This window comes from Pseudoflavonifractor capillosus, from assembly GCF_016899775.1.
Taxonomy (GTDB): domain Bacteria; phylum Bacillota; class Clostridia; order Oscillospirales; family Oscillospiraceae; genus Lawsonibacter.
In genome coordinates, this window is sequence record NZ_JACJJE010000071.1 from 1 (window position 1) to 12084 (window position 12084).

11 protein-coding genes are annotated in these 12084 nt (G+C 65.1%); 4 read left to right on the top strand and 7 right to left on the bottom strand.

Annotated features, from left to right (window positions below; translation table 11 throughout):
- Positions 1–103 precede the first annotated feature (103 nt).
- Positions 104–1639: an oligosaccharide flippase family protein gene (locus tag H6B31_RS14880; RefSeq protein ID WP_243419085.1), complete on the bottom strand. Its 1536-nt coding sequence runs from the start codon at positions 1637–1639 to the stop codon at positions 104–106.
- 184 nt (positions 1640–1823) lie between these two features.
- On the opposite strand from H6B31_RS14880, the gene H6B31_RS14885 reads away from it, so the two are divergent.
- The 4 genes from H6B31_RS14885 to H6B31_RS14900 all read left to right on the top strand — a co-directional run bounded on the left by H6B31_RS14885 (position 1824) and on the right by H6B31_RS14900 (position 7065).
- On the top strand, positions 1824–3368 hold the full coding sequence (locus H6B31_RS14885; protein ID WP_204899219.1) for a sodium:solute symporter family protein: 1545 nt from the start codon (positions 1824–1826) through the stop codon (positions 3366–3368).
- 134 nt (positions 3369–3502) lie between these two features.
- Positions 3503–4360 carry an amidohydrolase family protein gene (locus H6B31_RS14890; protein ID WP_204899220.1) on the top strand — a complete coding sequence of 286 codons (858 nt, stop codon included), beginning with the start codon at positions 3503–3505 and terminating at the stop codon, positions 4358–4360.
- Between the two features lie 180 nt (positions 4361–4540).
- A complete protein-coding gene (locus tag H6B31_RS14895) occupies positions 4541–5809 on the top strand; it encodes a serine hydrolase domain-containing protein (protein WP_204899221.1) in 1269 nt (422 codons plus the stop codon).
- Positions 5806–7065, top strand: coding sequence for a CapA family protein (locus H6B31_RS14900; protein ID WP_204899222.1), 1260 nt, complete (start codon positions 5806–5808; stop codon positions 7063–7065). The genes H6B31_RS14895 and H6B31_RS14900 overlap by 4 nt, the downstream gene beginning before the upstream one ends.
- Positions 7066–7172: 107 nt before the next feature.
- Here the strand turns inward: H6B31_RS14900 and rny are convergent, their stop codons facing one another.
- From rny to H6B31_RS14930, 6 genes are all read right to left on the bottom strand, one after another.
- Positions 7173–8717: a ribonuclease Y gene (gene rny, locus H6B31_RS14905; RefSeq protein WP_204899223.1), complete on the bottom strand. Its 1545-nt coding sequence runs from the start codon at positions 8715–8717 to the stop codon at positions 7173–7175.
- Positions 8718–9586: 869 nt separating this feature from the next.
- Positions 9587–9967, bottom strand: coding sequence for an Asp23/Gls24 family envelope stress response protein (locus H6B31_RS14910; RefSeq protein WP_204899224.1), 381 nt, complete (start codon positions 9965–9967; stop codon positions 9587–9589).
- A 161-nt stretch (positions 9968–10128) separates the two neighbouring features.
- Positions 10129–10764, bottom strand: a complete 636-nt coding sequence (locus tag H6B31_RS14915; protein WP_204899225.1) for a SpoIIIAH-like family protein — start codon at positions 10762–10764, stop codon at positions 10129–10131.
- A 62-nt stretch (positions 10765–10826) separates the two neighbouring features.
- Positions 10827–11342, bottom strand: a complete 516-nt coding sequence (locus H6B31_RS17605; protein WP_204899226.1) for a SpoIIIAG-related protein — start codon at positions 11340–11342, stop codon at positions 10827–10829.
- Positions 11339–11839, bottom strand: a complete 501-nt coding sequence (locus tag H6B31_RS14925) for a stage III sporulation protein AF (protein WP_204899227.1) — start codon at positions 11837–11839, stop codon at positions 11339–11341. Before H6B31_RS14925 ends, H6B31_RS17605 begins: the two co-directional genes overlap by 4 nt.
- On the bottom strand, positions 11836–12084 hold a 249-nt coding region (locus tag H6B31_RS14930), incomplete at its 5' end, for a stage III sporulation protein AE (protein ID WP_243419086.1). The genes H6B31_RS14930 and H6B31_RS14925, both read right to left, overlap by 4 nt.

Below are 12084 nucleotides of genomic sequence, written 5' to 3' on the forward strand. Positions count from 1 at the left end.
GTTCCATTTTTTCGCCCCCATATCTGTTTCTATTTTACCAGATATGGGGGCTTTGTGCTTGTTTTTTGACAGACTGACGCCGCCCGTATGGGCGGCGTTTCCCTTACTCCAGCCGGAACAGCCCCCGCAGGGGCACCCCCTGGGCGCTGAGGGCGGCGATATAGAGGACCAGGCCAAAGGCCAGGGCGCCGGGGATGCGCCAGAGGACGGGCACGCCGCTGTCCCGGAGCACCTGAAACAGCAGGTTGATGACCAGGGCGGACAGGAGGGCGGCCAGCCCCGGGGCGGTCACCCAGTGGAACAGGCGGAAGGACAGACCGGTAAAGGAGCGCAGCCGCCAGGCGCACAGGACCAGCCCCAGGGCGGTGGAGACCAGCATTCCAGCCACAAAGCCCCCCATGCCCACGGAGGGGACGCCCACCAGACAGGCGGTGAAGGCCAGCTGCACCCCGTCGCACACCAGGGAGATCCAGGCCACCGTTCCCTGGCGGCCCACCCCGTTGAGGGAGGCCCCCAGAATGGCCTGGTAGCAGCTCAGAGCGGTGGCCGCCGCCAGGGGGAGGAGATACTCCCCCACCGCCTCCTGGCGGAACAGGAGCACCCCCAGCTCCTCCCCCAACACCGCCATCATCCCCATGGCGGGGAGGGCCAGCACCGAAACGGCGGACAGGGCCTTGGAGATGGTGCGCCGCACCGCCTGGGGGCGGTTCAGGGCGGTGGACCGGGCCAGCCGGGGGACCAGCACCAGGCTCATGGCGCTTAAAAAGACGGTGGGCAGGGCCAGCATGGGCAGGGTCATGCCGCACACCACCCCCAGCTCGGAAATGGCCTGAGAGGGATCCATACCCCCCTCCACCAGCTTCTGGGGCACCAGGGCGGCGTTCACCGCCCCCATGAGGTTGCCCAGCAGGGCGTTGAGCCCCACCGGCAGGGCGATGGAGAATACCCGCCTCCGGCGCACCCGGCCCGGCTCCCCGGGGCCCTTCAGGCCCATGCGGCGGAGCCTCCAGCGGCACAGCACGGTGAGGGTCACGGCGGAGGCCACCTCGCAGATGACCATGCCCGCCACAATGAGGCCCACCACCCGCTCCGGGTACTGGGGCAGAAAATAGGCCAGCAGGCCCAGCACCGCCCCGGTGCGCACCAGCTGCTCCAGCAGCTCGGCCACCGCCGGGGGGCGCACCAGGCTGGAGCCGTAGAAGAAGTGCTTGTGCAGGTTCTCCACCCCGGTGAGGGCCACGCAGGGCAGGAGGAGGACCAGCCCCAGCTGGGTTCGGGCGTCCCCCAGCCAGTAGACCGAGATGGGGTCGTAGCACAGCAGGACCACCGCCGAGATAGGGACCATCAGCAGAAACAGAATTTTCAGGCAGGTGCCCAGCAGCTGGGGAATCCCCCGGCTGTTGCCCAGGGCCAGATACTGGGGGGTCAGATTGGACACCGCCGCCGTCAGTCCCACGGCGGTGAGGGAGAGGAGGACGGAGTACACCGGCATGATGAGCTGATAGAGGCCCATCACCTCCGCCCCCACCATACGGGACAGGGCCACCCGGTAGCCGAATCCCAGCAGCTGAGACAGGGTCCCCAGCACCGTGAGGAACAGCACGCTCCCCCCGGCGGTCATTCCACGTTCCCGTGCCAAGTTCATCCCCCCTCCCTCTACTGTATTCTGTGAAAAGGGTTGGTATGTTTCCGGGATGCAGCCCCGGCGCGGCGGCGAAAAAAATATAGTTTCCCCTCTTGACTTTATTGCTTTTCTGCGTTAAACTGTAACGCGTCAACGCAGCAAATCGTTGAAAGAAACAAGAGAAGGGACAGATCCTCTTATGGCAATCAAACTGGGTATGCTTCTGGTGTTTTTCGCGGTCATGGTGGGCATCGGCCTGTACTGCCGCCGGCACGCCTCCGATGTAAACGGCTTCGTACTGGGCGGACGGTCGGTTGGGCCCTGGCTCACCGCCTTTGCCTACGGCACCTCCTACTTCTCCGCCGTGGTCTTTGTGGGCTACGCCGGGCAGTTTGGCTGGAAATACGGCGTGGCCGCCACCTGGGCGGGCATCGGCAACGCTATTCTGGGCTCGCTGCTGGCCTGGGCGGTGCTGGGACGCCGCACCCGGATCATCACCCAGCATCTGGACAGCGCCACCATGCCCGAGTTCTTCGGCAAGCGCTTCGGCTCCCGGTCGCTGAAGATCGCCGCCTCGGCCATCACCTTTCTGTTTTTGATCCCCTACACCGCCTCCCTGTACAACGGCCTGTCCCGGCTGTTCGGCATGGCCTTTGACATCGACTACGCCGTGTGCGTCATTGTCATGGCGGTGCTCACCGGGGTGTACGTCATCGCCGGGGGCTACATGGCCACCGCCATCAACGATTTCATTCAGGGCATCATCATGATCGTGGGCATCGTCGCCGTCATCGCCGCCGTGCTGGGCAGCCAGGGGGGCTTCATGGCCGCTCTGGACGGCCTGGCCCGAGTCAGCGACCCCGCCGCCTCCTCCACCCCCGGCGTGTTCGCCTCCTTCTTCGGCCCCGATCCCCTGAATCTGCTGGGGGTGGTGCTCCTCACGAGCCTGGGCACCTGGGGCCTGCCCCAGATGGTGCAGAAGTTCTACGCCATCAAGAGCGAGACCGCCGTCCACAAGGGCATGATCATCTCCACCGTGTTCGCCCTCATCGTCGCCGGCGGGTGCTACTTCCTGGGGGGCTTCGGGCGGCTGTTCTCCGATCAGGTGGACGTGGCTGCCGACGGCTATGACTCCATCATCCCCACCATGCTCTCCGGACTGCCCGACGTGCTCATCGCCATTGTGGTGATCCTGGTGCTGTCTGCCTCCATGTCCACCCTGTCCTCCCTGGTGCTGGCCTCCAGCTCCACCCTGACCCTGGACTTTTTGAAGGACAACTTTGTGAAGGATATGAAGGAGAAGACCCAGGTGCTCATCATGCGGGTGCTCATCGTCATCTTCATCGCCATCTCGGTGGTCATCGCCATTGTGCAGTACCGCTCCAACGTGACCTTCATCGCCCAGCTCATGGGCATCTCCTGGGGGGCGCTGGCGGGCGCCTTCCTGGCCCCCTTCCTGTTTGGGCTGTACTGGAAAAAGGCGACGAAGGCCGGCTGCTGGGCCAGCTTCCTGTTCTCGGTGGTGGTCATGCTGGCCAACATGCTGGCGCCCCAGCTGTTTCCGGAGGTGCTCCGGTCCTCCATCAACGCCGGCGCCTTCTGCATGCTGGCCGGGCTGGTCATCGTGCCGGTGGTCTCCCTGGTGACCCCCAAGCCGGACCAGAAATTAGTGGACGACGCCTTCTCCTGCTACGACCAGAAGGTGCTGGTGCGCCAGCGGGAGGCCCTGGGCGACGGCGAGTGACCTCCGTTTGGTCCAAAAACGGCAGTTTTTGGGCAAGAAAGTTCCTTTTCAAAGCCGGGCTCCTGTGGTACCCTGTACCCGGAGCCCGGTTTTTCCGGACCACACCATTTTTACGAGAAAGGACTGTGAGCTTCATGGTCATTGATATCCACACCCACACCTTCCCGGACAAGCTGGCCGCCACCACTATCCCCAAGCTGGAGGGGATGTCCCACACCCGGGCCTATGTGGACGGCACCGTCTCCGGCCTGCGGGCCTCCATGGCCCGGGCGGGGGTGGACGCCTCCCTGGTGCTGCCGGTGGCCACCAACCCCCGCCAGGTGGTCCATGTGAACGACAGCTCCGCCCAGATCAACGATTTGGGGCCGGAGACGGGCGTGTACTCCTTCGGCTGCATGCACCCGGACTTCTCCGATTACCGCGCGGAGCTCTCCCGGGTAAAGGAACTGGGGATGAAGGGTATCAAGCTCCACCCGGTGTACCAGGGGGTGGACTTTGACGACATCCGCACCCTGCGCATCCTGGACCGGGCGGCCGAGCTGGGGCTCATCGTTCTCACTCACTCCGGCCTGGACATCGGCTTCCCCGGGGAGGTGCGGGTCACCCCCAAGATGGTCCTCCACGCCATTCAGGAGGTGGGGCCCCTCACCCTGATCCTGGCCCACATGGGGGGCTGGCGGAACTGGGAAGAGGTGGAGGAACTGCTGCCCTACGCGCCGGTGTATCTGGACACCTCCTACTCCCTGGGGAGCATCCGCCCCCTGGACGACGGCTACTACAAGCCCGAGGAGCTGCCCATGATGGGGGAGGAGCAGTTCATGCGCATCATCCGCACCTTTGGATACGAGCGGTTCCTGTTCGGCACCGACAGCCCCTGGAGCGGCCAGCAGGAGAGCCTGGAGCGCTTCCGCGCCCTGCCCCTCACCAATGAGGAGAAGGACGCCATCCTGGGGGGCAACGCCCAGCGGCTGCTGGGGTTCCAGAACCAGTAATCGCAGCCAGACGGCGGCACAGAGCTATCCTGTGCCGCCGTTTTTGCGTCGCTGGCAGCGGGCCGGCTGATTGCGGGGGAGGGGCGGCGGGAACTTCTTCCGGGATTGCTTGCAGGGGCGGAGAACTTCCACTATAATGGAGACAACAGAAATTTGCGGGAAAGAGGGGAAAAACAGGGAATGAAGCGAAGTAAAGGCGCGGCCCTGGCGGCGCTGTGCGGGCTTCTGTGCGCCCTGACCGCCTGTCAGCTTCCGCAGGAGCCCCAGACTGTGGACGAGCCCGCCGTCTCCGCCTGGGCGGAGGGGTCCCAGACAACAGAGGAGAAACCGGAGCCGGAGCCCGCGCCGCTCCCTGAGCCGGAGCCCCTCACCCAGGGGGAGGCGGAGCAGATCTTGGAGGAGGTCATGGCCGGCTCCTCCGCCGTGGGGGTCTCTCTGGCCGTGATTGAAGATGGGGAGGTGGGGGCCTCCGCCGCCTGGGGCTGGGCGGTCCGGGGGGAGCGGCCCATGACGGCGGACACCAAGATACGGGCGGCCTCCCTCAGCAAGACGGCGGTGGGCCTGTGCGCCATGGCCATGGCGGAGGACGGGCTGGCCGATCTGGACGCCCCCCTGGGGACGTACTGGGGGGAGGGGGTCCGGGACCCCTACGCCCAGACCCAGCCCTCCATCCGCACCCTCATGGCCCACGCCTCCGGCCTGAAGGATTTCGGCGTGACCCGGGGGCTGTCCAAGCTGAGGGGGACTTTGTCCAGCTCCTCCGCCTGGCGGAATGTGGAGCCGGGGACCCCAGAGGCCTGGTATTACAGCAACTTCGGCGTCTGCGTGCTGGGTACCACTCTGGAGCTGTCCTCTGGTCAGCTGCTGGACAGCTATTTTCAGAGCCGATTCCTGGAGCCCATGGGCATCCGGGCCTCTCTCCACGCCGGGAAGCTGGAGGCGGAGGAAGTGGCCGTCCTCTATGACGCATATGGAAATGTCCAGCGCACCCAGGGACAGCAGACGGGCCAGACTGTCCCGGACGAGATCGGCCTGGGGGCCTCCTACTACCCGGGCGGGTTGACCATCAGCGCGGTGGACCTGGCCAAGCTGGTGTCCATTCTGGCGGGCGACGGGATGTACAACGGGGAGGCGCTCCTGTCCCCGCAGTCGGTGGAGGAGATGGAGACCGTCCAGTTCTCCGTGGACCCGGGGGACGGCACGGCCCCCTTCGATCAGTGCCTGATCCTCCGGCGGCAGGAGAACCTGCTGGGCCGGGAGGAGCTCTATTACCACACGGGCAGCGCCTACGGGGTGTACGCCCTGCTGTCCTATGACCCCAATACCGGGGACGGGGTGGTGGTCATCACCACCGGAGCCCACCGGCAGGTGGACGACCGGGGGCTGTACCAGCTGTGCGCCCGCCTGTCGGAACAATTATATGCCGCCATGGAGGAACATGAAGCATGAAAAAGACGCTCCTATCCCTGCTGCTGATTCTGGCCCTGCTGACCGGGTGTGCCCCGTCCGGCGGAAGCTCCGCCCCGGAGGAGGGGGAGGGGACCCAGTCCTCCTCCTCAGTCCAGCCGGCTCCAACCCCCGAGCCTGAGCCGGAACCGGAGCCCACGGTGGTCCGCCTGATGGCGGCGGGGGATGTGATGAGCCACATGCCCATCACCAACGACGCCTTTGTGGCCGCCTCGGGTACTTACAGCTTTGCCCACATGCTCCAGGACGCGGCGGAGCAGCTCTCCGGGGCGGACTACGCCCTGGCCAATCTGGAGACCCCTCTGGCGGGCGGGCCGGACTACTCCGGCTACCCCACCTTCAACGCCCCGGACAGCCTGGCCGCCGACCTGAGGGCGGCGGGCTTTGACCTGCTGTCCACCGCCAACAACCACAGCCTGGACCGGGGGACCCGGGGGGTCTATCGGACCCTGGACGTGCTGGACCAGGAGGGGCTGGCCCACGCGGGGACCTACCGGTCCCAGGAGGAGCGGGACGCCTCCTCCGGCGTCTATGTGGCCGACGTGGGGGGCGTCTCGGTGGCCTTCCTGTCCTACACCTACGGACTCAACGGCTTCCGCCTGCCCCAGGGGGAGGAGTACGCCGTCAACCTTTTCAATCTGGACTACTACACCACCCTGTCCGACCCGGACTACGACCGGCTCCAGGCGGACCTGGAGGTGGCCCGGGCGCTGGACGCCGACCTGATCGCCGTCATCATCCACTGGGGGGTGGAATACCAGAACGCCCCCAACACCTACCAGACCAATATGGCCCGGTTCCTGGTGGAGCAGGGGGCCGACCTGGTGCTGGGGAGCCACCCCCACGTGCTCCAGCCCTATGAGACCATCTCGGTCACCGGCTGGGACGGCCGGGAGCGGCAGGGCTTTGTCTGCTACTCCCTGGGCAACTTCATCTCCAACCAGCAGGACCTGGAGACCCGCACCACGGCGGTGCTGGAGCTGGAGCTCACCCGGGACCCGGGGACGGGGGAGACCAGCCTCACCCACGTGAGCTATCTGCCCTACTACATGGTCCACCGAAATGGACAGCCGGCGGGACAGCAGCGGTATCTGGTGAACATCCACCAGGCCCTGGCTGACCAGTCGGTGGACGGCCTCCCCCTTACCGCCGCCGAGACACAGGAGCTCCAGGCGGCCCTGGAGCACTGCCACGCCATTCTGGGGGCGGAGGACGACAGGGGCGCCGCCGGGCCGTGATGGGCGCGGAAGAAAAACCGGTGGTTCCGGTCAGACATGGAAAAGAAAAGCCCGGAAGAGCACTCTGCTCTTCCGGGTTTTTAAAGACGTATTTTTGTTGGGGGATATTACTTCGCGTACTCGACGGCCTTGGTCTCCCGCAGGAGGTTGACCTTGATCTGGCCGGGGTACTCCAGCTCGTCCTCGATCTTCTTGGCGATCTCCCGGGCCAGGAGCACCATCTGGTCCTCGCTGACCTGGTCGGGCTTGACCATGATGCGGACCTCACGGCCCGCCTGGATGGCGAAGGACTTCTCCACGCCGGGGAAGGAGGAGGTAATCTCCTCCAGCTTCTCCAGACGCTTGATATAGTTCTCCAGGTTCTCCCGCCGGGCGCCGGGCCGGGCGGCGGAGATGGCGTCGGCCGCCTGAACCAGGCAGGCCACCACCGTCTGGGGCTCCACGTCGTTGTGGTGGGCGTGGATGGCGTGGATGACGGCCTCGCTCTCGTGGTACTTCCGGGCCAGCTCCACGCCGATGGTGACATGGGAGCCCTCCACCTCGTGATCGATGGACTTGCCCAGGTCGTGGAGCAGTCCGGCCCGCTTGGCCTCGGCCACGTTGGCGCCGATCTCGGCGGCCAGCAGGCCGGCGATGTGGCTGACCTCGATGGAGTGGTTGAGCACGTTCTGGCCGTAGCTGGTGCGGTAGCGCATCCGGCCCAAGAGCTTGACCAGCTCCGGGTGCAGGCCGTGGACGTTGGTCTCGAAGATGGCGCGCTCGCCCTCGGCCTTGATGGTGGCGTCCACCTCCCGTTTGGCCTTCTCCACCATCTCCTCGATGCGGGCGGGGTGGATGCGGCCGTCCAGGATCAGCTTCTCCAGGGCCAGCCGGGCGATCTCCCGGCGGACGGGGTCAAAGCAGGAGACGGTGATGGCCTCCGGCGTGTCGTCGATGATCAGATCCACCCCGGTCAGGGTCTCCAGGGTGCGGATATTGCGGCCCTCGCGGCCGATGATGCGGCCCTTCATCTCGTCGTTGGGCAGGGGGACCACAGACACCGTGGCCTCGGCCACGTGGTCGGCGGCGCAGCGCTGGATGGCCAGGGAGATGATCTCCCGGGCCTTGGTGTCCGCCTCGTCCTTGAACCGGGCCTCGATCTCCTTGATCTTCATGGCGGACTCGTGGGTCACGTCGGCCTCCAACTGGTCAAGCAGGTAGGCCTTGGCCTCCTCGGCGGTAAAGCCGGAGATCTCCTCCAGCTTGGCCACCTGCTCCTGCTTGAGCTGTTCGGCCTCCGCCTGGGTGGCCTCCAGCTTGGCGAGACGGTTGGACAGGTGTTCTTCCTTCTTCTCCATGTTCTCCGTCTTGCGGTCCAGGTTCTCTTCCTTCTGCTGCAGCCGGCGCTCCTGCTTCTGCAGGTCGGCGCGGCGCTCTTTTTCTTCCTGTTCGTACTCGTTGCGGGCCTTCAGGATCTCCTCCTTGGCCTCGACCATGGCCTCCCGCTTCTTGTTCTCTGCGCTCTTATACGCCTCGTTGACGATCTGCTTGGCCTGGTTTCGGGCGGAGTTCAGATCCTCCTCCGCCTGCTTCCGCTCCCGCAGAACGCCGAACACGTACACCAGCACAGCACCCACCAGAAGGCCGATGACAGCTCCGATGATATACTCCATGTGGGATGCTTACACCTCCAAAAATACAAAAGTTGGTTGGGGACGCCCCGCTCCCCGGCGCGGCCTGTGCCGCGGGAATATGGTTTCACACCGGCGGGCGGGACCTTCCCGCCGGGTCAGACAGCATAAAAGGAGCCGCAAGGCGTGCTGTGCCGCGGTGGCCCACCATCCTTGCGACAACTGAAAAACATCCCCCAAGTTTTTCAATTTTTGTCCTACCGATTATTTTAAAGGCAACTGGGGGTCATGTCAAGATTTATTCACAATTACACGGGCGGGTTTCCTGGAATTTTTGGGGAGCGCCGGCTTTGACTTCCGAAAAAAGGAAAAGAGGCGGCGCACAGCGCCGCCTCCCAGGCTGTCGAAAAAGTCCAAGGACTTTTCCGACAGCCTGAAAAAATGCCGATACTTTCCCACCGCTCCGCGGCGGAAAAGTCCTCGCTGCGCTCGCTGAACGCCTTGCCAAGCAAGGCATTCAGGGCATTTGATCCCACTCGAGGCGGGCTGCCGCCCCCTCGAGCTCCCCCGCCCCAACTTGAGCGGATTCATCTCACCAAAGGTTTTTTGACACAAACTGAGAGGCGGCGCACAGCGCCGCCTCTCAGGCTGTCAAAAAAGTCCAAGGACTTTTCCGACAGCCTGAGAAAATGCCAATACTTTCCCACCGCTGCGCGGCGGAAAAGTTCTCGCTGCGCTCGCTGAACGCCTTGCCAAGCAAGGCATTCAGGGCATTTGATCCCACTCGAGGCGGGCTGCCGCCCCCTCGAGCTCCCCCGCCCTGACTCAGGTGGATTTGATTCTCTACAGGTTTTTTGACAAACTGAGAGGCGGCGCACAGCGCCGCCTCCATAGGTTCCATGTGATCCGGATTATGCCTTGGCCGCCGGGGGGAAAGTGATCCCGCCCACATTTACGTTTACCGCCGCGATCTCCAGGCCGGTCATAGATTCCACCGCGTTTTTCACGCCGTCCTGCACGGCGCGGCCCACCTCGGGAATGGTGTGGCCATAGGCCATGAGAATGGACAGGTCCACGGTCACCTTCTCGTCCTCCATCTGGACGCGGACGCCCTTGGCCAGATTTTTCTTGCCCAGCAGCTCGGCGATGTCGCTGCCCAGGTTGGCGGCCAGGCCGCTGACCCCCTCCACCTCCAGAGCGGCGGCGGCGGCGATGCCCGCCAGCACCTCCTCGGAAATATGGATGTTGCCCAGCTCGTCAGAGCGGGAGACATACTCCTTGTTCTCACTCACAGATGGTCACGCTCCTTCACATTGACTTCCCGGACGGGTCCCTGACAGAGGAAAACACGTCCCACGGAATTCTTGGCCTTATTGTACCACGCCGGAGTGGTTTTGACAACTGAAAACCGGGAAGTTGCGGGGAGCGGCGCAGGACGGAGCGGCGCGGAGGCTCAGGCCTGGGGATCTACTGAGATGATTTTAACCTGATCGGCGGTAAAGCCGGTGGTCTGATGGACCACATCTACGATCCGGGCGGTGTCCGTATCGGTGAGCCCCCCCTCCGGGGCGGCCACCGCCAGGCTCAGGGCGTTCTCCCCGATGAAGGCCACACAGTCGGCATACCCCTTGGCAATGACCAGGTTTTCAATCTGGGCCTCGGTAACGGTGTAATCAGCCATGGCCTGAATGGTCTCGTTGGCCTCATCCTTCAAGGTCTGGTCCGCGTCCTCCCCGGCGGCGTCCTGGAGCAGGGCCAGAGCGCTGTCCCTGGACTGCTGCCGGTTGAGGCGTGCGGTGGAGAAGTAGTCGCTGGAGGCGGCGCCGGTCTGGCTGGTCCCCTCCTGCGCCTGCGCGCCCTCCCCGGTCTGGCCGTCCCCCTCAGCCGCGCCTGAGGAGGAGCCGTCCGCACCCCCGCCCAGCAGGGGGTCCTCCTTGCCCACCAGGGTGGACTCCCCCAGGGTCTTGCCCGCCGCCTCCTGCTCATAGCTCCAGTTCAGATACACCGCCGCGCACACGAACAGGGCGATGGCCGCCACCACCGCGTTGCGCTTCCAGAGCTGAGAGAGTCCCTTGCCTTTCGTTTTCATGTCCCGATTCCTCCCTGACATCAAATTTTATGCTGCGTTTTCATCCATACAGAGCCAGCGTGCTAGCCGCTGGGACACACGGAAATTCGGTCGCTGCCCAGGCCGGTGAGGGCGGAGACCGCCTGGATGATCTGGAGGCACACCTCCGGGTCCCCTCCGCCGGGACAGACCACCAGGGCCCCCTGGAACTGGGGGGCCAGGGTCTGGAGGGGGACCACCTCCTGGCTGCCCGAGCCCCGGCCCAGGGTGACGGTGGCGGAGCTGGAGTCCCCGTCCGCCCCCCGCTGGGTGTCCTGGGCCAGCACCTGCCGGCTGCCGCTCTTTAAGGTAAGAACCACCTGGGCCTCTCCGGCCCCCTGGATCTGGGACAGGGCCCCCGCCAGCCGGTCCTCAAAGGCCTCCAGGTCGAACTCCTCCTGGAGCTGTGCCGGAGTCTGGGCGCCCTCATCCTCCTCTCCGCCGCCCAGAGGCAGCAGCAGGAGAAGAACGCCCGCCGCCAGCACCAGCAGGACATACTGGTACCGGCTCAGCAGCTTTTTGATTCCGGGAGCCAGTCCCTTGGGCCAGGAAAATTTCATGGGGATTCCTCCTCCTTCGTTGAAAAGTTCTGCCGCGCCCGGGGGATGGCCAGCTCCTCCTCCAGAATGCGGGCCAGCTCCTCCTGCTGCTGGGGGGTGAAGCTGCCCTGGACTGCGGCGGACTGGGGGAGAAAGACGCCGCCCTCCCCCAGCTGGCAGGTGACCTGGGCGGTGCATGCCGCCCCCAGCTGGTCCGCCTTGTCCACAATATATGCGGCAAATTCCTGCTCTATGATGGATTTCAGCGCCGTGTTCCGCTCCTCCTCCAGCGCCTGGGTCTGGACGGCGGTCTGGGCCTGATAGTCCTCCAGAAAGTCCCCGGGAGAGAGGGCCTCTACCTCTACCAGGGGCCGGAGAACGGCCGCGAGCATCACCAGTCCGCAGGACAGCTTTCCCACCCGCCGCACCGCCCCCTCGGGCATCAGGCTGTTGGCCAGGGCGCACAGGATGGCGGCGGCGGTGATCCCGGTGAGCCAGGCGCGCAGCAGCTCCATCATGGCGACGCCACCGCCGATACCGCGGACACGATGCTGAACAGAAGGATCAGGGCGCAGCTCCCCGTCATCCCCAGGATCAGCCCGAAGGCCCCGCCGATCTCGTCCATGAGCCGGCTCAGTCCGCTGTCCGCCACCGTGCCTGTCAAAACCGCCGCCCCCTTGTAGGTCAGATAGTGAAACGCCAGCTGGAGAAAGGGCACGATGCAGATGGCCAGCACCACCAGGGTGCCCACCACCCCCACCGT